The 21,356-nt window shown below is 65.4% G+C and carries 20 protein-coding genes; 11 read left to right on the top strand and 9 right to left on the bottom strand.

Annotated features, from left to right (window positions below; all coding sequences use genetic code 11):
* The first annotated feature begins 305 nt into the window (after positions 1 to 305).
* Both ku and ligD read left to right on the top strand, forming a co-directional pair.
* Positions 306 to 1,223: a non-homologous end joining protein Ku gene (ku, locus tag BMG03_RS05970; protein WP_075776325.1), complete on the top strand. Its 918-nt coding sequence runs from the start codon at positions 306 to 308 to the stop codon at positions 1,221 to 1,223.
* The gene (gene ligD / locus BMG03_RS05975; protein WP_075776324.1) at positions 1,223 to 3,631 is read left to right on the top strand and encodes a DNA ligase D; all 2,409 of its coding nucleotides are present in this window, start codon (positions 1,223 to 1,225) and stop codon (positions 3,629 to 3,631) included. Before ku ends, ligD begins: the two co-directional genes overlap by 1 nt.
* Before the next feature lie 9 nt (positions 3,632 to 3,640).
* Here ligD and BMG03_RS05980 read toward each other — a convergent pair whose 3' ends face one another.
* Positions 3,641 to 4,978 (bottom strand): HAMP domain-containing histidine kinase, encoded by a 1,338-nt coding sequence (locus BMG03_RS05980; protein WP_075776323.1) that lies wholly within the window; start codon positions 4,976 to 4,978, stop codon positions 3,641 to 3,643.
* A complete protein-coding gene (locus BMG03_RS05985; RefSeq protein WP_075776322.1) occupies positions 4,951 to 5,646 on the bottom strand; it encodes a response regulator in 696 nt (231 codons plus the stop codon). Before BMG03_RS05985 ends, BMG03_RS05980 begins: the two co-directional genes overlap by 28 nt.
* 73 nt (positions 5,647 to 5,719) lie before the next feature.
* On the opposite strand from BMG03_RS05985, the gene dsbD reads away from it, so the two are divergent.
* From dsbD to BMG03_RS06000, 3 genes are read left to right on the top strand one after another with little or no spacing between them, the layout of a single operon-like run.
* Positions 5,720 to 7,657: a protein-disulfide reductase DsbD gene (gene dsbD, locus BMG03_RS05990; RefSeq protein WP_075776321.1), complete on the top strand. Its 1,938-nt coding sequence runs from the start codon at positions 5,720 to 5,722 to the stop codon at positions 7,655 to 7,657.
* Complete coding sequence (locus tag BMG03_RS05995; protein WP_075776320.1) at positions 7,654 to 8,406, top strand: L,D-transpeptidase; 753 nt, start codon at positions 7,654 to 7,656, stop codon at positions 8,404 to 8,406. The genes dsbD and BMG03_RS05995 overlap by 4 nt, the downstream gene beginning before the upstream one ends.
* A complete protein-coding gene (locus BMG03_RS06000; RefSeq protein WP_075776319.1) occupies positions 8,403 to 9,017 on the top strand; it encodes a DsbA family protein in 615 nt (204 codons plus the stop codon). Before BMG03_RS05995 ends, BMG03_RS06000 begins: the two co-directional genes overlap by 4 nt.
* A gap of 97 nt (positions 9,018 to 9,114) precedes the next feature.
* On the opposite strand, the gene BMG03_RS06005 is transcribed toward BMG03_RS06000, so the two are convergent.
* The 3 genes from BMG03_RS06005 to BMG03_RS06015 form a co-directional block, all read right to left on the bottom strand.
* Positions 9,115 to 9,690 (bottom strand): YSC84-related protein, encoded by a 576-nt coding sequence (locus tag BMG03_RS06005; protein WP_075776318.1) that lies wholly within the window; start codon positions 9,688 to 9,690, stop codon positions 9,115 to 9,117.
* A 158-nt stretch (positions 9,691 to 9,848) separates the two neighbouring features.
* Positions 9,849 to 10,895, bottom strand: coding sequence for a glycosyltransferase family 4 protein (locus tag BMG03_RS06010; RefSeq protein ID WP_075776317.1), 1,047 nt, complete (start codon positions 10,893 to 10,895; stop codon positions 9,849 to 9,851).
* A 217-nt stretch (positions 10,896 to 11,112) separates the two neighbouring features.
* Entirely contained in the window at positions 11,113 to 12,102 is a 990-nt protein-coding gene (locus tag BMG03_RS06015; RefSeq protein WP_240497820.1) for a LacI family DNA-binding transcriptional regulator, read from the bottom strand.
* A gap of 140 nt (positions 12,103 to 12,242) precedes the next feature.
* Here BMG03_RS06015 and BMG03_RS06020 point away from each other — a divergent pair, with 140 nt between their 5' ends.
* From BMG03_RS06020 to BMG03_RS06035, 4 genes are all read left to right on the top strand, one after another.
* A complete protein-coding gene (locus BMG03_RS06020) occupies positions 12,243 to 12,779 on the top strand; it encodes a gluconokinase (RefSeq protein ID WP_075776315.1) in 537 nt (178 codons plus the stop codon).
* 24 nt (positions 12,780 to 12,803) lie between these two features.
* Complete coding sequence (locus BMG03_RS06025) at positions 12,804 to 13,823, top strand: TRAP transporter substrate-binding protein (RefSeq protein WP_075776314.1); 1,020 nt, start codon at positions 12,804 to 12,806, stop codon at positions 13,821 to 13,823.
* Between the two features lie 76 nt (positions 13,824 to 13,899).
* Complete coding sequence (locus tag BMG03_RS06030) at positions 13,900 to 14,511, top strand: TRAP transporter small permease subunit (RefSeq protein WP_077701141.1); 612 nt, start codon at positions 13,900 to 13,902, stop codon at positions 14,509 to 14,511.
* Positions 14,508 to 15,833 carry a TRAP transporter large permease gene (locus tag BMG03_RS06035; RefSeq protein ID WP_075776313.1) on the top strand — a complete coding sequence of 442 codons (1,326 nt, stop codon included), beginning with the start codon at positions 14,508 to 14,510 and terminating at the stop codon, positions 15,831 to 15,833. Before BMG03_RS06030 ends, BMG03_RS06035 begins: the two co-directional genes overlap by 4 nt.
* A gap of 75 nt (positions 15,834 to 15,908) precedes the next feature.
* Here BMG03_RS06035 and BMG03_RS06040 read toward each other — a convergent pair whose 3' ends face one another.
* Positions 15,909 to 16,913, bottom strand: coding sequence for an LLM class flavin-dependent oxidoreductase (locus BMG03_RS06040; RefSeq protein ID WP_075776312.1), 1,005 nt, complete (start codon positions 16,911 to 16,913; stop codon positions 15,909 to 15,911).
* Positions 16,914 to 17,064: 151 nt separating this feature from the next.
* Here BMG03_RS06040 and BMG03_RS06045 point away from each other — a divergent pair, with 151 nt between their 5' ends.
* Positions 17,065 to 17,868 (top strand): crotonase/enoyl-CoA hydratase family protein, encoded by an 804-nt coding sequence (locus tag BMG03_RS06045; RefSeq protein ID WP_075776311.1) that lies wholly within the window; start codon positions 17,065 to 17,067, stop codon positions 17,866 to 17,868.
* Between the two features lie 59 nt (positions 17,869 to 17,927).
* Positions 17,928 to 18,437: a winged helix DNA-binding protein gene (locus tag BMG03_RS06050; RefSeq protein ID WP_075776310.1), complete on the top strand. Its 510-nt coding sequence runs from the start codon at positions 17,928 to 17,930 to the stop codon at positions 18,435 to 18,437.
* A 19-nt stretch (positions 18,438 to 18,456) separates the two neighbouring features.
* Here BMG03_RS06050 and BMG03_RS06055 read toward each other — a convergent pair whose 3' ends face one another.
* From BMG03_RS06055 to BMG03_RS06065, 3 genes are all read right to left on the bottom strand, one after another.
* A complete protein-coding gene (locus tag BMG03_RS06055; RefSeq protein ID WP_075776309.1) occupies positions 18,457 to 19,758 on the bottom strand; it encodes a TRAP transporter large permease in 1,302 nt (433 codons plus the stop codon).
* A 3-nt stretch (positions 19,759 to 19,761) separates the two neighbouring features.
* Positions 19,762 to 20,286 carry a TRAP transporter small permease gene (locus BMG03_RS06060; RefSeq protein ID WP_075776308.1) on the bottom strand — a complete coding sequence of 175 codons (525 nt, stop codon included), beginning with the start codon at positions 20,284 to 20,286 and terminating at the stop codon, positions 19,762 to 19,764.
* A gap of 84 nt (positions 20,287 to 20,370) precedes the next feature.
* Positions 20,371 to 21,336 (bottom strand): TRAP transporter substrate-binding protein, encoded by a 966-nt coding sequence (locus BMG03_RS06065; protein ID WP_075776307.1) that lies wholly within the window; start codon positions 21,334 to 21,336, stop codon positions 20,371 to 20,373.
* Positions 21,337 to 21,356: the final 20 nt, after the last annotated feature.

Genomic DNA, 21,356 nt, shown 5'->3' on the forward strand with positions numbered 1-21,356 from the left:
GAGCGGCAGGCACATGCTGGTGACCGCAAGGGGGCCAAAGGCGCTTCCATCGGTATGGAGATAAATCCGACAGGGGGGCGAACGCTCGTTCTCCGGCCTGTGTTCCATGACCGATTGCTCCGGCGGCCACCGTGCCGCTCGCCGGTTCTCCGATTTCTCGTGTGTCGGCTTTGATAAGGGTAAAAATGGAGGCGACGCTCGACATTGCGCGGGTCTATGCGGAAGATGCATCAAGCGCCCGAGCCCGGCGCGGAACCCCGCGCGGCAGCGGGCGTTCTCCCAAGGTCAAGCCAAAGGAGCCGCTCATGGCCTCACGCGCGATCTGGAAAGGCCAGCTCAGACTGTCGCTGGTCAGCATCCCCGTCGAAATCCACTCCGCGACCAAATCCGGCGCGCGACTGTCGTTCCGGCAAATCCATGGGCCTTCGGGCAAGCGTGTCCATTATGAGAAGACCGTCCCCGGCATCGGGCCCATCGACGCCGACGAGATTCTCAAGGGCTACGAGCTCGGCGACGATGAATATCTGCTGCTGGAGCCCGAAGAGATCGACGCGATCAAGCTGGAAACAAAGAAGACGCTTGAGCTTGTGCAATTCGTCGACGCGTCCGAAATCCCACCGCTTTATTACGACCGGCCCTATTACGTCGTGCCGACCGACGATCTGGCGCAGGATGCCTACCGGGTGGTGCGCGATGCGCTGCGGCAATCGAAGAAGGTGGGGCTTGGCCAACTGGTGATGCGCGGCAAGGAATATCTCTGCGCGCTGCGGCCCTGCGGCGACGGCATCCTGCTGGAGACTCTGCATTATGCCGACGAGATCCGCGAAGCCGACCCGCTGTTCTCCGACATCGAGGACGAACCTGCGGACAAAGAGCTTCTGGAGGTCGCCACTCAGTTGATCGACCGCAAGACCGACAGCTTCGACGCCTCCGCCTTCACCGATCACTACGACGCGGCTTTGCGCGATCTGATCGACCGCAAACGCAAGTCGAAGAAGACGCCCCGCGCCAAGGCGGGCGAGGATGACAGCAGCAGAGGCGGCGATAACGTGGTCGACCTGATGTCGGCGCTGCAGGACAGCCTCAAGGCCGATGGCAGCGACAAATCCGGGGGCAAATCGACGGGTCGCAAATCGTCATCGAAAACCTCCGGCGCGAAGTCATCCGGGTCGAAATCCAGCAAATCCTCCGGCGCGAAGTCCTCAACCAAGAAGTCGGCGTGATGGGAAGCCTCGATCGTTATCTCGAGATGCGCGACTTCGCGCAGACGCCAGAGCCCGATGGCGGCACCGCCTCGGGCCATCTCGCGCCGCGCTATTCGATCCAGAAACACGACGCGACGCGCACCCATTTCGATCTGCGCCTCGAATGGGAGGGCGTGCTGCTGTCCTGGGCGATCACCAAGGGACCGTCTTTCGATCCGGGTGAAAAGCGGCTCGCGGTGCGGACCGAGGATCACCCGCTCGACTATCTCACCTTCGAGGGGACGATCCCGAAGGACAACTATGGCGCGGGCACGGTGATGCTGTGGGATCTGGGGCATTGGCAGCCGCTGATCCCGGTCGGCAAGGCGCTCAAGAAAGGGCATCTGCACCTGCGCCTGCATGGCGCGCGACTGACAGGCGAGTGGCACCTGATCCGCATGAAAACCGAAGGCAAGCGCGAGAACTGGCTGCTGACGAAGGCGGAGGACGCGGCCAGCGGCGCGCGCGATCCAGTGGCGCGCTATCGCCGCTCCGTTATCAGCCAGCGCACGATGCGCGAGATCGCCGCCGACAAGCCGCCCGTCGAGACGCAAGGCGGCAAACGCCCTGGCTTCGCCAAGCCGCAGCTGGCGACCCTGTCGGACAAGATGGTCGCGGGCGAGGGGTGGTGGCACGAGCTGAAATTCGACGGCTACCGGGCACTGATCGCGCTTGGAGACGGCGGCCCGCGTGTCTTCACACGCAACGGCAACGATTGGACGGATCGCTTCGAAGGCCTGCTGCCCGCCTTGGCTGAGACCGATTGCGACAGCGCCCTGATCGACGGCGAGATCGTCGCAGGCGCAGGTCTCGACGGGTTCTCGGAATTGCAAAAGGCGATCACGGCAGGCGGGCCGTTCCGCTTCTACGGATTCGATATCCTGTCGCGCGACGGCGAGGACCTGCGCAAGGCGCCGCTCTCCGAACGCCGCGAAGTGCTGGAGGAGGTGATGAAGCCGCTCCCCGCGCTGGGGCCTGCGCAGCTCTCCCCGGTGATCTCCAAAGACCCCGAGGGTGCCTTCGAGACGATCTGCAAAGCGGGCGGCGAGGGACTGATCGCAAAGCGCATCGACGCACCATATCGCGGGACCCGCTCCAAATCGTGGATGAAGGTCAAATGCGAGCGCCGCGACGAGTTCGTCATTCTCGGCTGGCAGGAAAGCGACAAGCGTGGCCGGCCCTTCGCCTCGCTCGCGCTGGGGACCGCCGAGGGCGACGGCTGGCGCTATATCGGCAAGGTCGGCACCGGCTTCGACGAGGATCAGGCGGAGGCGTTGGCCAAGGCGATGAAACCGCTCGCCCGCAAGACCGCGCCCGCTGATGTCGAGGCATCGGAGGCCAAGGGCATGCACTGGATCACTCCCGAACTGGTAGCCGAGATTCGCTATGCCGAGCGCACCGGGGGCGACCGGTTGCGGCATGCGGTCTTCCTCGGGCTGCGCGAGGACAAGCCCGCGCGCACGGTACGGCTGGATAACGACGCGCCTTCCGAGGAGCGCCCGAACGGCGCGGGGATCGGGATTTCCTCGCCCGAGCGGGTGGTATTCGAGGGCGCCGGCTATACCAAGCTCGATGTCGCGCGTTATTACGAGGCGATGGCCGATCGCATCCTGCCGCATCTTGCCGAGCATCCGGTGTCGCTGCTCCGGCTGCCCGAAGGTCTGGGCGGCGAGCGCTTCTTCCAGAAACACGCGGGCCGGGGCTTTCCCGACGGGATCGCGAATGTCGAGATCACCGAGAGTGACGGCAAGACCGCGCAGTACATGATGATCCGCACAGCGGAGGGGCTGGTCGCGGCCGCGCAGATGGGCACGATAGAGTTCCACATCTGGGGCAGCCGCGTCGATCGGCTGGAGCGGCCCGACCGGCTGGTCTTCGACCTCGACCCCGACGAGGGATTGGATTTCGCCGGGGTCAAAGATGCGGCCTTCGAGATCCGCGATCTGCTGGCCGAGTTGGACATGCCGAGCTGGCCGCTCTTGTCCGGCGGCAAGGGTATCCACGTGACGGTGCCGCTCCGGCGCAGTGCCGGATGGGACACGGTCAGGCTTTTTGCGCGGGTCTTCTCGCATCTTCTCGTCGCGCGGTCGCCCAAACGCTATACCGCCGAAATGTCGAAGTCGAAGCGGAAGGGGCGAATTTTCGTCGACTGGCTGCGCAACGGCGAGGGAGCGACAGCGATCGCGCCCTATTCGCTGCGCGCACGGCCCGGTGCGCCGGTCGCGATGCCGGTCTCGTGGGACGAGCTGAAGAAAGTCCGCAAGGCCAACGCCTTCGATCTGGGCGCGGCGCTGGAGCGTGATGCAGAGATCGCGTTTCCCGATGCCGTCTCGATTAGCCAGGGTCGGGTCGACAAGCTCAAAGATATGCTCGACGCCTCGGAGTGACTGCCTCCCTCACGCGGTGGGCAGGTCGAGCAGCGTGTGATGCCCGTCGTCGCGCATCTCGTAGCGCAGCGTGGCCCCCAGACGCGCCAACGCATCGCGCGCGATCGCGAGGCCTAGGCCAGAGCCATTCGCATCGGCACCCTTGCCCTTGACGAATTTCTGTCCCGCCTGCTGCGCGATCTCCGGCGGCAGGCCGGGCCCGCCATCATGGATGTCGATCAAAAGCGCGTCGTCGGACCCGGTCACACGCGCCTTGATCGCTGCTCCGTCCGGGCTCGCCTGCACCGCGTTCTCGATCAGGTTGCGCAGGGCGAGGGACAGGAGCAGCGGATCGCTGCCGACGCTCGGGGCGTCCAGAGCGCTGTCGAGTTCCAGTGTCACCCCCCGCCGCGTCGCAAGCCCCGCCAGATCGCCCAGCACCTGCCGCAGCAGCCCGGTCAGTTCGACCGGGGTCGCCCGCGTCTCGCGGCTATCCACCTGCGCCAGGTCGAGAAGTTGCCGCACCATCCGGTCGGTCCGGTCGACGGAGGTCGAGATTGCGGCAAGGGCGTGTTCCCGGGTGTCGGTATCGGGCGCATGGCGCGCGATATGGGCCTGCGTCTTCAGCCCGGCGAGCGGCGTTTTCATCTCATGCGCGGCGTAGGCGATGAACTCGCGCTCGCGCCCGCGCGCGGCGGCCAGACGTGCCAGAAGGTCGTCGAGCGCTCCGGCGAGCGGGCGGATCTCGCGCGGTTGCTGGGCAGTGCCGGGCAACGCGCGCAGATCCTCGCTGGGCCGCGCGTCCAGATCGCTGGCGAAGCGGTCTAGCGGTGCCAACCCGCGCGAGATCGCAAGCCAGATCAATCCCCACATCACCGGCAGGATCACCAGTGCGGGCCACAGGAACCCTTCGATCACGTCGCGCACCAGCCGGTTGCGCATCGCGAGACTGTCGCCCACCGTGACCTGCCCGCCCAGATCGGGGTCGATGATCGTGTAGACCCGCAGCGCCTTGCCGTCGCGCGTCACATCGCGAAAGCCCGTTGCATCGGCGGGCACCAGCTGCGCGCTCGGCGCCCCGTTCGAGCGTCCGACGAGCCCTTGGGTGAAAGACCAGATCTGGCAAAATTGCTGATGCTCGTAGCTCTCGTCATGCGAGAGGGTGATCTGCGCCGGATCGTCACGGTTCAGCGCGATCTGGTTTTTCGAGACCAGAGACGAGACCATGCGCGCTGCCTCCACCAGACGCGCGTCGAGCACGCGCGTCACCTCGGCGCGGGTGGAATTCTCGATCCAGAGCACCGCCGAAAGCCAGACGGCCAGCGTCGCGCCGGTGAGGATCAGGAAGAGGCGGAGGCGGAGCGAGATGGCGAGGTCTCCTCTGGGCGCAGCCGGTAGCCGATGCCGCGCAGGGTTTCGATGAAATCGCGCCCGAGCTTCGCGCGCAGATGGTGGATATGAACTTCGACGGCGTTGCTCTCGACCTCTTCGTCCCAGCCGTAGAGCCGGTCTTCGAGATCCGATTTCGCAAGCACCCGTCCGGGGCGTTCGGCCAGCGCCTGCAACACTGCGAATTCGCGGCGCGAGAGTTTCAGCGGTTGGCCGTTGAAGGCCGCGCTACGGGTGCCGGGGTCGAGCTCCAGCCCGGCATGGGCGATCTGCGCTGCCGCTCGCCCGTCCGACCGGCGCGACAGGGCGCGCAGCCTCGCAGCCAGCTCGTCCAGGTCGAAAGGCTTGCCGAGATAGTCATCAGCGCCTGCGTCCAACCCCGCGACCCGGTCCTCGACCTGATCGCGCGCGGTCAGAAGCAACACCGGCAGCCCGGCGCGGCCTGCGCGCAATTCGCGCAGCAGTTCGAGCCCGGAGCCATCGGGCAGCATCAGGTCCAGCACGAGCGCGCGGTACTCCGCCCCTGCGAGTGCTGCGCGCGCGTCCTCGAGGCAGGAGACGACATCGGCTGTGAACCCGGCCATGCCGAGCCCCACCCGCAGGCCATCCGCCAATATGCTGTCATCTTCGACGACGAGTATGCGCATCTTTTCTCCTTCGCGGCGGATACAGCGCACGAATCTTAAGACTGACTTAAGCTTCGCCCGCGATCCGGCCAACATGAACGCAAAGGCTCTTTCCCGTCTATCGCTGCGCACCCTCTGGGGCGTGTTTCTGATCTCGCTGCTGTTGCCCGGCCTCGCTGCGGCGCAAAGCTTCGATCTTCTGAAGCCCAAGGGAGGCAGCGGTCCGCTGTCGCCCGAAGCGGCGTTTCAGGTCGAGACCGAGTGGCAGGATGACGGGACGCTCGCCGTCTCGTTTGACATCGCGCCGGGCTATTACCTCTATCGCGATCACCTGACGGTCAGCGCCGAGGGCGGCGATGCGCCGGTGATCGAGACGCAGCCGGGCGAAATGAAGGATGATCCGAATTTCGGCACGGTCGAGGTCTGGCATGATCACACCGAGGCCGTGGTGAGCGACATCACCGGCCCCTTCACGCTGCACTGGCAGGGCTGCGAAGAAAAGGGGCTTTGCTACCCGCCGCAAAGCCGCGAGATCGTGCCGCCGGATGGGGCCGCGACTGCGTCTGCATCCGGCGCGGCGCAGTCGAACCAAGCCGCCGGGGTGCCCGATTATGCGCGGAGCGACGCGCCTGCCTCGTCTTCCGCGTCTGCGGCGTCCTCCGAGGCCGAAAGCCCTTCGCCGGCTGCATCCAATTCCGAAGAAAGCGGGAGCGAACTGAGCCTCTCTTCCGATGACGGGCTCGTCGCAGGGATAGCGGCGAAAGGCGGCTGGGCGCTGGTGGTGGCCTCGTTCTTCGGCTTCGGTCTGCTTCTGGCCTTCACCCCTTGCGTTCTGCCAATGGTGCCGATCGTGGCCGGGATGCTCGGCGCGCAAGGAAAAGACCTGACGCCTGCGCGCGGGCTCGCACTGACCGGAACCTATGTGTTGGCGATGGCGGTGGCCTTCGGGCTTCTGGGCATCGTGGCAGCGTGGTCTGGGCAGAACCTGCAATTCCTGATGCAGGCCCCTCCGACGGTGATCGCGCTCGCCCTGCTGTTTGCCGTCCTCGCGCTGTCCTCCTTCGGGTTGTTCGAGCTGCGCCTGCCGCAGGCGCTGACCAACAAGGTGAGCTCCGTGCAGGGGCGGCGCGGCACGCTTGCGGGGGCGGCGATCCTCGGCTTCACGTCGACGCTGATCGTCGGACCTTGCGTGACGGCCCCGCTGGCCGGGGCCTTCCTCTATATCGCGCAGACGGGTGACGCCGGGCTCGGGGCCTCGGCGCTGTTTGCGCTGGGGTTGGGACAGGGCGTGTTGCTGATGGCAGTGGGGCTCTTCGGTTCGGCGATCCTGCCGCGCATGGGCGAATGGATGGTCGGCGTGAACCGCGCCTTCGGCTTCGTCTTCCTGGGCGTGGCGATCTGGCTGCTGAGCCGCGTCATCGCCGGTCCTGCGATCCTCGCGCTCTGGGCGCTGCTGCTGATCGGCGCAGGCGTGGCCCTGGGCGGTCGCGACCGGTTCGGACCGGAAAGCTCGGGCTTGCGCCGCACCGGGGGCGCGCTTGGCGTCGCGGCACTGCTGGCCGGTGCCATCGAGGGTATCGGTGCGGCAAGCGGGGCCAGCGATCCACTGCGGCCGCTTGCTCCCTTCGCAGCGAGCCAGACCGTCGCGGCTGCCTCGTCGGACGTGCTGACGGAGGATGACTTCACCCATGTCGAGACGCCCGAAGCGCTCGACGCCGCACTGGCCGCTGCGAAGGGCGCGCCGGTGATGCTGATCACGACCGCCGAATGGTGCACCGAATGCGCGACCATCGCGCGCGAGGTGATCCCCGACCCGCGGGTGCAGGCCGCACTGCGCGACGTCACGCCCATCGCGGTCGATGTAACCAAAACCGGCGCGCCGCAGCAGGCGCTTCTGAAACGGTTGGGCGTGATCGGCCCGCCGACGCTGATCTTCCTCAACCCAGATCACACGGAGGCGCAGGGCACCCGCCTGATCGGGGATGTCACCGCGCCGAAACTCACGACCTCGCTTTCGGAGATCGCTCAATGACCCTCACCCGCCTCGTCCCCTTTGCCCTGATCGCACTCGCGGCCTGTGCACCCGAGCCGCCTGCCTCTAACCCACAGCCCGCGCCGCAAGCGCCGCAGCTCAGCGCACGCGTAAAAGCGATCTACAGCGCGATGGAGGACGACGGGCGCACGATCCCCGCGGTGAAGCCCGAGTATCTGAGCGAGGAGAAAGCGCGGCAGGAAGTCGATTACTGGACCGACGAGCCGCCCGGCACCATCGTGGTCGACCCTTGGGCGCGCAAGCTCTACCTCGTGCAGAAGAATAACCGCGCGCTACGCTACACCGTCGCGGTGGGCGAGGACGGGCGCGGCTTTTCCGGCAAGGGACGCATCCCGTATCAGCGGGACTGGCCAAGCTGGACGCCGACGCAGAGCATGATCAAGGAGGATCCCGAGCTTTACGGACCGGTCAAGGATGGGCTCGAAGGCGGGTTGGATAATCCCTTGGGCGCGCGGGCGCTTTATATCCACCGCGGGAACAAGGATACGCTCTACCGCATTCATGGAACGATGGATGACAGTTCCATCGGCAAGGCGACCTCGGCGGGCTGCATACGGCTGTTCAATCAGGACATCATCGACCTCGCCGACCGCGTCCGCTCTGGCACGCATGTCGTCGTGCTGACCCGTGCCGAGAGCGGCAAGGGCACGGTGCCGCCGGGCCAGCCGCTGCCGCCCGTTCCCTACTCACCCGAAGATTTCCCCCAGACCACAGGAGACAATACATGATCGATCGCCGGAATTTTCTCACCCTTGCCGGCGTCGCCGCAGGCTCCACGCTGATCCTGCCGACGGCGAGCCTTGCCGAGGTCGACATCTCGCCGGACGCGGTGTTCCACGATCCGGTCGCGCCCGCGATTGGCAACCCGGATGGCGATATCACGCTGGTCGAGTATTTCGACTACCAGTGTCCCTACTGCAAATCGAACCACCCGGTGGTCGAGAAGGTGACCCGCGAAGACGGCAATTTGCGCGTCGTGATGAAGGACTGGCCGATCTTCGGCGCGCCCTCCGTCTATGCCTCGCAGCTGGTGCTCGGCGCGCAGAGCATGGGCAAATACAAGGAAGGGCTCGAGGCACTGATGGCGACGGAAGGAAAGCTGTCGAACGATCTGATCGACAAGACACTCTCCGACGCCGGTGTCGATCCGGACAAGGCGATGGCGGGCTACAAGGCCAACCGCAAGGAGATCGACGCGCTGCTGTCGCGTAACGATGCGCAGGCAGTCGCGATCGGGCTGCGCGGCACGCCCGCCTATATCGTCGGGCGCGACGTCTATCCCGGCGCGGTCGATGCCGACACGCTGCGCAAGGCGATCAGCGACGTGCGCAAGGCCTGAGCGGCGCGCTCTACTATGGCAAAAAGGCCCCGGGGAGGATCATTCCCCGGGGCCTTTCTCATCGCGGGCCTTCCCTCGGCGGGAAGGGCACCGGCGATTAGCTGTTGTCGCCGTCTTTCCAGATGCGCAGGGTGCTGATCTTCGCGCCGCCGTTCAGACCCGAGCTGTCGAAGACATAGACGCGCGGATTGCCGGAGGACGCGTTCGCGGTGGCATTGGCGTTTACCACGGTGATGCCTGCGCCGGCGCCGACATGCCATTCGCCGCCGCTCTGCACTTGCTTGACGGACTTTTTGGTCGGGAAGACGTAGATCTGGCTGGCCTGCTTGGCGCCGATCTGGAGACCGACCGAGGCTTTGCCGATGTCATAATAGCCTTGGATCTTGCCGTTCTGGACCATGGCACCCGAGCCACCCGAGCCGCCGACGCCGAGGTCGATCGTGGTCACTTCGGGGAAGACGAGGACGGCAGCGGAGTCGGTGGCGACTTTCTTGCAGGAATCCTCGAGGCTGGCGCATTGCTTAAGCGCTGCGGCGACCTGCTGGTCCAGGTCGGGGCGCGGCTGGACGCCCTTCGCGTGGTCGATCGTGGATGCGGGCGTGGCGGCCATCGCCATAGTGCCCATGAGCGATGCGGCAATACCAGCGGTCAGGGTGCGAATCTTGGATTGCATGAGATGCCTCCTTTTCAAATTACGGGAATGAAACGAGCCCGCACGGCCCACGTTCCTTTTCGGATCACTCACGTAATTCAGAAAAACGTGTCGGAACCGGAAGCGGACACGCTGAATTCGCGCGCGCGCGGGGAGGCGGCGCGGGAGGCTGAGTGCGGTCACGCCATGAGGCTGTCCAGCACGGCCCCCATGATCGCCGACGTGTCGCGCCAGTCGGGCAGAGCCGTCCCCGCGGTTGCCGATGCCGCACCCATCCGGGCGCGCAGTTCGGCATCTCCGAGAAGCTGTCTTAGCGCCTCGGCGACGTCGAGGTGGGCATCCACCGGAACGAGAAAACCTGCGTCTGGCGGCACCGTGTCGGGCACGGCGCCGGTGCGACAGGTCACGATGGGCAGCCCGTGCAGCATGGCCTCGCCGAAGACCATCCCGTAGCCCTCGTAGCGGGTCGCCAGCGCGAAGATCGCGGCGTCGCGATAGGCCGCTTCGAGCGCGTCGCGTTCCATCCGTCCGGCAAGCTGTACCCGCGCAGCCAGTCCGAGCCGATCGATCTGCTGGGCGAGCGCGTCCGCCACGTCGGGATCGTGCACGCCGCCCACGATCTGTGCGCGCCAGTCCAGGTCTCCGATCTCCGCCAAGGCGTCGATCAGGACGTCATGGCCCTTGCGCGCGGCCAACAGCCCGACCGACAGGATCAAGGGCGGGGTCGGTTTCGCGCTCTCCAGCGACGGAGGACGGTCGAAGCCGGGCAGGGCGATGGAAATCTTCTCCGGAGCGACACCGAACTCCTTTTGCAGGATCGTGCTGGTATGCGGGCTCGGCACCACGACATGCGCGGCGCGGCGCAGGTTCTCTCTCTCGCGCCTCAGCAGATGACGCGCGCGGTCTTCGGCGAGGCCGGTCTCGAGGCCCAGCGGATGGTGCAGCATCGCCACCACGGGCGCCGCCATGTCATCGAGTACCTGCGTATCGATCGAGCCGAATACCAGCCCGTCTAGGATCACCGGAACACTCCCGGGGATGGCGGTCAGCTGCGCGCGCGCGGCCTTGGTTTCCTCGGGTGTCGGATCGGGAAAACCGGGCGGCAGTTCGAGATGCTCGACGTTGCGGCCCTCCGCCCGCAGCGCCTCGAGCAACTTACGCTCGTAGATGAACCCGCCGGATAGCTGGGCGATGTCTCCCGGAATGGCGAAAACGGCTGGCGTCATTTGATCTCTCTCCCGATTCTGTTTGGCGCGCCGCTCGGCCCCGTCGCGGCGCGGCGCGTTCGGTCCCCTCGTCAGCCAGATAGGCCGCGACCCGCGCGAGGGCGAGGAGAACGGCCGAATGCCACAACAGTGCGTCATCCGGTGGCGAGCCAGTCAGCGCGAGCAGCCTGCCGATCCCGCACCCCGTTGCACCTCGCGTCTCGCGGCGGACTTACGCTCAGTGCCCCCGCGTGGAGCGACGCTGCACGATCTGGTAGCCGAGGTCGACGATCTTCTCCTGTGCCGCGGTACCAGACAGGGAGTCGAGGATCAGTTGCACGGCCCCTTCGCCCATTTCGCGCCGGAACGTGCGCACGGAGGAAATCGACGGCTCGGCGGCTGCCATCATCTCCATGTCGTTGAAGCCGCAGATGCCGAGATCGTCGGGGATGCGCAGGTTGCGGCGCTGCGCTTCGAACATCGCGCCGAGGGCGAGGTCGTCGTTGATGCAGAAAATCGCGTCGGTCTCGGGAGCAATATCCATAAGCTGTGCGAGCAGGTGGCTGCCCAGCGTCACCGAGGAGGCGCGGGTGGTCGTCTGGATACGCTTGCCTTCCTCGACGCCCTGCGCGCGCAACTCGTCGCGGAAGCCGTGGAGACGGCGCTGCGTGCGCGGGTCCATCCGCGCGCCGAGGAAACCGGGACGGCGATAGCCCTGCGCGAACAGGTGCGCGGTGGCGGCGCGGGCGGCGTCGTAATGCGAAAAGCCGATCATCCGGTCATAGGGGGCGTCGCCGGTCTCCATGATCTGCACCACCGGGCAGCCCGCCTCGCGCAACAGCGCCTGCGCGGCCTCGGTCTGGTCGATCCCGGTCACGATCAGTCCCGCCGGGCGCTGCCGCAGGAAGACCCGGATCAGGTTCTCTTCCGACAGCGGCGCATAGCGCGAATAGCCGAGCTGGACTGAGTGGTGCGTGCCTTCGACCGCGGAATAGATACCGTCCATCACATCGGCAAAGACGTTGTTCGACACCGAGGGCAGGATCACCCCGATGATGTCCGAGCGGGTCGAGGCGAGGGCGCGGGCCGCGGGGTCGGGAAGGTATCCGAGCGATTCGATGGCGGCGGCGATCTTGTCGCGCACTGCCTGCGAAACGACCTCGGGATTGCGCAGGGTACGCGAAACCGTGGCAACGCTTACACCGACATGATCGGCGACGTCGCGCATCGTAACTGATTTTGTTTCCTTGTTTTTATTCATTGATCCTCCCTGCGAGCGCGCCCCTGCTCAAAAGTGCGATTGACGAATGTAACCGCTTACATTACCCCTCAGTGCCCAAGAAACACCTGTGAACCCGGTAAGGCAAGATGGCAAACAGCAGCAGCGCGAACGCGACACCGGTCCTAGTGATGGGCGTCTGCGGCACCGGCAAGACGACGGTGGCGCGGCTCGTGGCGCAGGCCGTGGGCGGCGTGTTCCTCGATGCTGACGATTTCCATCCGCCCGAGAATGTCGCGCATATGGCCGCCGGTCTGCCGCTCAACGACGAGATGCGCTGGGACTGGCTGGACCTCGTGGCGAAGGGCGTGATCGAGGCGGGGCGCGACGGCAAGACGGTCGCCTTCGCCTGTTCGGCGCTCAAGCGGTCCTATCGGGATCGCCTGCGCCAGAGTCTCGGCGTGATTCATCTCGCGCATCTCACCGGGCCGCACGACCTGATCGCAGCGCGAATGGCCGCGCGCGAAAATCACTACATGCCGATTGCGCTGCTCGACAGCCAATTGGCCGATCTGGAATTGCCGGGGCCCGACGAGGCCCCGCAGACCTGCGATATCCGCGAAGCGCCCGAGGCGCTTTGTTCGCAGATATTGAACGCCTGGGGCCTCACGGCCTCGCAAGTTTGATTTCGTCTATTAAGGGAGGACACCATGACGAAACCGATCCGTAAAATCGCCCTCGCGAGCGTCGCCGTTCTGGCGCTGGCCAGCGCTGCGAATGCCGAAACCCACAAGTACAAGTTCCAGAGCTCGGACCCGGCAGGCAATCCGAACTTCGAACTCCAGCAGAACTGGGCGAAGAACCTCGCCGAGCGCACCGACAACCAGATCCAGGTCGAGATGATGCCCGTGGGCTCCGTCGTCGAGCATAACGAGACGCTGGACGCGACCGGCGCCGGCATCATCGACGGCATCGTGACCGACATCTCCTACTTCGCGGGCAAGGACCCGGCCTTCTCGCTGCTGGGCAACCCGGTCGGCGCATGGTCGAGCACCGATCAGCTGCTGGACTTCATGAACAATGGCGGTGGCCAGAAGCTCGCGAACGATCTGTTCGAGCCCTATGACGTTCATTACATCGGCTCGACCACCACCGGTCTTGAAGCGCTCGTGTCGAAAGTGCCGCTCGACGGCGTGGCTGACCTGAAGGGCCTGAAGATGCGCGCGCCGGAAGGTCTCGTGCAGGACGTTTTCGCGGCGGCGGGTGCTGCTCCGGTGAACCTGCCGGGGTCCGAAGTCTACACCGCGCTCGACAAGGGCGTGATCGACGCGGCTGACTACACCGTGTTCTCGACCAACCAGGCGCAGGGCCTCAACGACATCGCGCCGAACCCGGTCTATCCGGGCTTCCACTCGATGCCGCTCGTCGGCGTCGCGATGAACAAGAAAGAGTGGGATGCGCTCTCGCCCGATCTGCAGAAAGCCTTCGAAGAGTCGGTTAAGGAATTCGCGGACAAGGAAGTTAGCGATCTCGCGGCTGCCGACAAGAAGGCCGTGGCCAAGGCCGAAGCAGGCGGCAAGATCCACGTCCACGACTGGTCGGATGAAGAGCGCGCCAAGTTCCGCCGCATCGCGATCACCCAGTGGGAAAAGGTCGCCAAGAAGTCGGAGAAGGCGCAGCACGTCTATGACGTCCTGACCGACTATCTGAAGAAGAACAACCTTCTCTGATCTGATACACTAACGGTGCGGGGCTGCCATTGCGGCCCCGCATTTTTCCAGTTTCCTGACAGCAGCGGTTTTTGCAATGTCACAACCCGACAAGACCGGGGTGGATCACCCCGCACATGATCCGCACACGCCGGAACCGGTGCAGAGCGAGGACGAAGCGGCGACCATCGCCGAAGCGGGCATCCTCGGCCGCGCGATCAACGCCGTGGGGATCGTTTTCGCGATCGGCATCATCGCCTCTGCGCTGATCCTGCTAAACGAGGTCGTGCTGCGCTACGGCTTCAACAGCCCGACGATCTGGGCGCATGAGACCACGATCTTCCTCTGCGCGATGGCTTTCGTCTATGGCGGGCTCTACTGCGTTGTGCGCAACAGCCATATCCGCGTCGTGCTGATCTACGATCTGGTGACCGGCCGGGCGAAGCGCATCCTCGACGCGATCATCTCGCTGATCTGTCTCTTCGCGGCGGGCTTCTTCGCCTGGGCCGCCTACGGCATGGTCATCAAGGCGACGATGCGCCCCGGCGGCGGCGTCCACTTCGAGACCTCCGGCAGCGCCTGGGATCCGCCGTTCCCGGCTTACCTGAAGATTTTCCTCCTCGTGGTGCTCGGCCTGATGGTGGTGCAATTCGTGATCATGGCGGTGAACTACCTGCGGGCTGCCTTCGCATCGGAGGCGGGTAAATGATCGAGCATCTGCTGAGTTTCGACCTCTCCGCTCTGGGGATCGGCTACGGGACGGTCCTGCTGTTCGCGCTGCTGATCGGCCTGCTGCTGACCGGCATGCCGCTGGCTTTCGTGACCCTGCTGGTGGCGCTGATCTTCGCGCTCGGCTGGTTCGGCCCGATGGCGGTGCCGCTGATCACCAGCCGCGTCTATTCCTTCGTATCGAGTTTCGTCTTCGTCTCGGTGCCGATGTTCGTGATGATGGCGGCGCTTCTGGACCGATCGGGCATCGCGCGCGATCTGTTCGAGGCGATGAAGCTCGTCGGTGGCCGGATGCGCGGCGCGGTGGCGATCCAGACAATCTTCGTCTCGGTCATTCTCGCGGCGATGTCTGGCATCATCGGCGGCGAGATCGTGTTGCTGGGTCTGCTGGCCCTGCCGCAGATGATCCGCCAGGGCTATGACCGCAAGCTCGCCATCGGCGTGATCTGTGCGGGCGGCTCGCTGGGCACCATGGTGCCGCCGTCGATCGTGCTGATCATCTACGGTCTCACCGCGAACGTCTCCATCGGCGATCTGTTCACCTCTGCCTTCATCCCGGGCTTCATGCTCGCGGCCTTCTACGTGATCTTCGTGATCATCCGGGTGAAGCTGAACCCCGATCTGGCGCCTGCGCCGGAGCCCGACGACCGTCCGTGGTCGGAAAAGATCAAACTGCTGAAGGGCCTGATCCTGCCGGTCCTGGTTATCGGTTTCGTGCTGGGCTCGATCTATGGTGGCATCGCCTCCGTGACCGAGGCCTCGGCGCTTGGTGTGGCGGGCGTGATGCTCTCGACCATCATCCGGGGCGAGCTGACGCTCTCGATGCTCAAAGGGGCCGCGCTGCAGACGCTCGCGACCTGCGGGATGATCGTCTGGATCGGTATCGGTGCTTCGGCTTTGGTCGGCGTGTTCAACCTGATGGGCGGGATCGACTTCGTCTCGGCGCTGCTGAAGGGCGTGTCGGATACCCCGATCATCGTGATCCTCACGATGATGGCGATCCTGTTCTTCCTCGGCATGTTCCTCGACTGGGTCGGGATCGCGCTGCTGACGATGCCGATCTTCGTGCCGATCGTGAAAGACCTTGGCTACGACCCGGTCTGGTTCGGCGTCGTGTTCGCGATGAACATGCAGGTGAGCTTCCTGTCGCCGCCCTTCGGGCCAGCTGCTTTCTACCTGAAGTCGGTCGCGCCGAAGGACATTTCTCTGGGCGAGATCTTCCGCTCGCTGCTCCCCTTCATCGCGATCCAGATCTTCGCGGTGGGGCTGCTGGTGGCCTTCCCGGCGATCACCGGGCACTGAGGCCAACCGGATTGAAACGAAAAGAGGCGGGCTTCCGGGCCCGCCTCTTCGCATGTCTGAGTGTCGCGCCGTGCCTCAGGCCGCGGCAGGTTGCTCGCGAAACTCGCTCAGCACCTCGGCGGCGATCTTGAAGGACTTCTGACGCGCCTCCGCGTCGTGGATCATCCCGGTCACCATCAGTTCGTCGGGCTCGTATTGCGCGATCAGACGCGCCAGATCGTCCCGTACCTTGTCCTTGGAACCCGTGGCCGAGCAGGACAGCGCGCGCTGCACCTGAACCATCATCTGCGGCGGCACCTCGGACAGATCCTCGGTCGGGCGCGGCAGCTTGCCCGGCATACCCGAGCGCAGCCGCGCGAAGGCCAGCACCTGAGACGAGCGCAGATATTGCGCCTCCTCATCGGTGTCGGCGGCGAAGACCCCGGCGGCCATCATCGCGTAAGGCTTGTCGAGATGGACCGAGGGACGGAAGCTCCTGCGATAGATGTCGAGCGCATCGCCCAGCATATCGGGCGCGAAATGCGACGCGAAGGCGTAGGGCAGGCCGAGATAGGCGGCAAGCTGCGCGCCGTAGAGGCTCGATCCGAGGATCCAGATCGGCACATGCGTGCCTGCGCCCGGAATGGCGCGCACCCGGAAATTCTCTGCCTCGTCGCTGAAATAGGCGAGCAGCTCCTGTACGTCTGCGGGGAACGTGTCCTCGGGCGACATGTTGCGGCGCAGGGCGCGGGCGGTGCCGCCATCGGTGCCGGGTGCGCGGCCCAGCCCGAGGTCGATCCGGTCGGGATAGAGCGTGGCGAGCGTGCCGAACTGCTCGGCGATCACCAGCGGTGCGTGGTTGGGCAGCATGATGCCGCCAGCGCCGACGCGCATCCTCTTGGTCACCGAGGCGACATGGCCGATCAGCACCGAGGTCGCGGCGCTGGCGATGCCGGGCATGTTGTGATGCTCGGCCAGCCAGAAGCGGTGATAGCCCGCGTCTTCGGCCATCCGGGCCAGGTCGGCTGTTCCCGCCAGCGCATCGGCTGCGGTCTTGCCTTCGGGCACGGGCGACAGATCGAGAAGTGAGAATTGCTGCATGGGGAACCTCCGTCGGGGCAGAGCTAGCGCGCCGCGCAGGGCTGTCCAACGCCGCGCGCGCCTGTTGATCTCCTACCTATGACCCCGCGTTCCGCTTTGCGAGGGGGCGGCGGGTCTGCATAGTGCGCAGACCCAAGCGAGGAGGATGGACATGGCCGACCCGGTGCAGATTTCGGTGAGCGCGGAGGGTGTCGCGGAGGTGACCCTCAATCGCCCGGAAAAGAAGAACGCCTGGACCTTGGAGATGTTCGACGTGCTGGCCGGGGCGGCGCAGAGCCTGTCGCAGCAAAAGGGCCTGCGCGCGGTCATCCTGAGCGGCGCGGGCGGCTGTTTCTCGGCCGGGCTCGACCTGAGTGTGATGCAAAGCTTCGCGGCCGATCTGGCGGGGGTGAAGGCGCAGATGGCCGAACGCGACGCGCAGGGCGCGAACCGCTTCCAGCGCCCGGTGACGCGATGGGCAGAGCTGTCCGTGCCGGTGATCGCCGCGATCGAGGGCGTGGCCTTCGGGGCGGGGATGCAGCTCGCGCTCGGTGCGGATTTCCGGATCGCGGCGCCGGATGCGCGGCTGTCGATCATGGAGGCGAAATGGGGGCTGATCCCCGATATGGGCATCTCGCAGAGCCTGCCGAAACTGACCCGCGCGGATATCGCGAAAGAGCTGATGATGACGGGCCGGGTGCTGGAGGCCGGTGAGGCGCAGAAGCTCGGTTTGATCACGCGCGTGGTCGAGAGCCCGCTGGAGGCGGCGCGCGACATGGCCGCCGAATTCACCCTGCGCTCCCCCGAGGCGCTGGCGGCAAGCAAGGCGCTGGTGGAGCAGGCATGGACGATGCCGCCCGGCGACGGGTTGGCGCTGGAGGCCGAGTTGCAGGCCGAGATCATCGGCGGTCCCGCGCAGATGGAAATGGTGATGGCGAACCTGCAAAAGCGCGCGCCAAATTTCTCTCAAGGATAGAATGTCAGCGAAATGTCTATAAGGTGAGGGCGTAAACGCACGAAAGGAGAGTGCCGCTCATGCCCGCAGGAGAACGCCGCATAGTCTCATCCCGCCATCTGGCCGAAGGGCCGGGCTGGGAAGCCTCGGAATTCGAATACGGGATGATCATCGCCTACAACTCCTTCGCGCGATGGATGCAGCGCTGCATGGCGGCCTCGGGGATGGAGCTTTCGCCGCTCGAAATCCTCGTGCTGCACAACACCAATCACCGCGACCGCGAAAAGCGGCTCAACGACATCACGTTCCTGCTCAATATCGAGGACACGCATACGGTCAATTATGCGCTGCGCAAGCTGTTGAAGCTGGGGCTGCTGGATTCCGAGAAGCGCGGCAAGGAAGTGTTCTACCGCACCTCGGAAAGCGGGCGCGAGCTGTGCGAACGCTATCGCAAAGTGCGCGAGGAATGCTTGCTCGAGCCGATCCAGAAAGGCGGTATGGCGGGCGAAGACCTGCGTGAGATCGCCTCGGCCCTGCGTGTGCTCTCGGGCTATTACGATCAGGCGAGCCGCGCGGCCTCTTCGCTCTGAGGTCGCGCGGGTCGTTGGCTCAGTTGCCCATCAGCGAGGGCAGGTAGGTCACGATCCCCGGGACCAGCGTAATCAGCAGAACCGCCAGCAACAGCAGCCCGAAGAAAGGCAGCGCCGCGCGGGCGACCTTGAGGATGTTGTAGCCGGTCAGCCCCTGGATCACGAAGAGGTTGAAGCCCACGGGCGGGGTGATCTGGCTCATCTCGACGACCAGCACGAGGTAGATGCCGAACCACAGCGGGTCGATCCCGGCGGCTTCCACCATCGGCAGGATGATCGAGGTGGTCAGCACCACGACCGAGATCCCGTCGAGGAAGCAACCCAGCAGGATGAAGAACACTGTCAGCACTGCAAGCAGCGCGGTGGGCGACAGCCCGAAGGTGCCGATCCACGCGGCGAGGTTGCGCGGGATGCCGGTGAAGCCCATCGAAACCGACAGCACCGAGGCGCCGAGCAGGATGAAAGCGATCATCGCGCTGGTGCGGGTGGCCGAGAACAGCGCGTCCTTGAAGTCGCGCCAGCGGAAGCTGCCCGTCGCGACCGCGAGGATCACCGAAAAGACTACGCCCACGGCCGCCGCATCGGTGGGCGAGGCGACGCCGGTATAGATCGAGCCGATCACGCCGCCGATCAGGATCACGATCGGGATCAGGCGGCGCGACGCCCGCAGCTTCTCGCGCAGGTTCAGGGTGATGTCTTCACGCGGGATCGACGCGGGATTCATCCACGCCCGGAGCGCGACATAGCCGCCGAACAGGCTGACCAGCATCAGCCCCGGCAGGATGCCCGCGATGAAGAGGCGCGCGATGGATTGCTCGGTCGCGACGCCGTAGACGATCAGGATCACCGAGGGCGGGATCAGAAAGCCAAGCGTGGCCGAGCCCGCCAGCGTGCCGAGGATCAGGCTCTCGGGATAGCCGCGGCGGGTGAGTTCGGGCACCGACATCCGCCCGATCGTGGCCGCCGTCGCCGCGGACGACCCCGAAACGGCCGCGAAGATCGCACAGCCCAGCACGTTCACATGCAGCAAGCGGCCCGGTGCGCGGCCCAGCCACGGGGCGAGGCCGGAGAACATGTCCTCGGACAGCCGCGAGCGGAGCAGGATCTCCCCCATCAGAATGAAAAGCGGCAGCGCGGCGAGCGGCCAGCTATGGCTGTTGCCCCAAAGCGTGGTCGCCATGACGAGCCCGGTCGGCGCGCCGGAGAAGAAGCTGAGCCCCGCCAGCGCCACGATCAGCAGAGACAGCGCCACCCAGACGCCGCCTGCGAGCAGCACGAGAAGCAGGCCCAGAAGAATTGCGAAGGTCATCGGATCGGACATGGTTTACTCCGAAACATCATCGACGAGCACCGGGCGCTTGGCGCGGACGCTCTCGATCAGCGTATCGATGAAGGCGAGCGCCAGAAGGCCCAGCCCGACGACCATCGCACATTGCGGAATCCAGATCGGGATCGCGACGATGCCGGTGGACATATCGCCGTAATGCAGGCTCTCGAGCATCAGCGAGGTCGCGAACCACACAGCGTAGGCGCTGGCCGCGAAGCCAAGCGCGAGCGCTACGAGCTCGGCGACCCATTGGCCACGGGCGGGCAGGCGGGTCAGCACGAGATTGACGCGAATATGGCTGCCGTGGCGCAGTGTGTGGGCCAGCGCCATGAAGCTTGCCGTCGCGAGGAAATAGCCCGCGAAATCGGCATAGGAGGGGATCGTGTAGGAGAGAGCGGGCCCGCCCAGACGGGCGAGCACATTCAGCCCGACCTGTGCCGTGACCAGCAGGCAGATCGCGAGGATCGAGACGGCGGCGATCCCTCCGGACAGAAGATAGACCTGATCGAGCAGGCGACGCATGGTGGATACTCCGAGGGCTTGTGTGAGGAAGAGCATCGAAAAAGGCCCTCCCGCAGTGGCGGAAGGGCCCCGGATCGAGCGGGCTCAGTTGCCCTGATAGGCCTGGAGCACCTCAAGCGCGTCGGGGCTGGCCTTTTCTTTCCAGTTCGCGAGCATCTCGTCGCCGATCTTCTTCAGACCCTGCTCCAATTCGGGGCTCGGATCGACGATCGCCATGCCGTTATCCTTCATCTCGGCGGTCTTTTCGGCGGCCTCTTTCTTCGACATCTCCCAACCGCGGGTCTGCGCGGTGGCGGCGGCATCCATCACGGCCTTCTGTTCGTCTTCGCTCAGACGGTCGAAGGCGCGCTTGTTCACCACGACGATGTTCTTGGGCAGCCAGGCGTCGATCTTGGTGTAGGTGTCGACGAAGTCCCACGCCTTGGAATTCGCGCCGGTCGAGGGCGAGGTGATCATCGCCTGCAGCTGACCCGTCGAGAAGGCCTGCGGAATGTCGACCGCTTCGACCTGCACGGGCGCGGCCTTGGCGAGCGCCGCAAATTCTTCCAGCGCCGGGTTATAGGCGCGGAAGCGCAGCCCTGCGAGGTCGTCCACGGATTTGATCTCGCCATTGGTATAGAGCCCCTGCGCCGGCCACGGCACCGAGAACAGCGGCATCAGCCCTTGCTTGTCGAGAAGCTTGGTGATGACGGGCTTCTGCGCCTCCCAAAGCTTTTCGGCCTGATCGTAGCTGGTGGCGAGGAAAGGCTGGCTGTCGACGCCGAAAGCCAGATCTTCGTTCGAGAGCGTCGAGAGGAAGAACTCTCCGATCGGCACCTGACCCGAGCGCACTGCGTTCTTGATCTCGGAATGCGGGAAGAGCGAGCCCGCCGAATGCACCTTGATCTCCAGCTTGCCGTCGGTCGCTTTCGACACGTCCTCGGCGAAGTCGCGGATATTCACGGTGTGGAAGGTGGTGTCGCCATAGGGCGTCGGCATGTCCCAGGTCTGCGCCTGAACGGCTGTGCCCAGTCCCAGCGCAACCGCGAAGCTTGCAGCAAATCTGATCATATCTCTCTCCTGTCGGGTCG

The organism is Thioclava nitratireducens (assembly GCF_001940525.2).
In the GTDB taxonomy this organism is placed as follows: Bacteria; Pseudomonadota; Alphaproteobacteria; order Rhodobacterales; family Rhodobacteraceae; genus Thioclava; species Thioclava nitratireducens.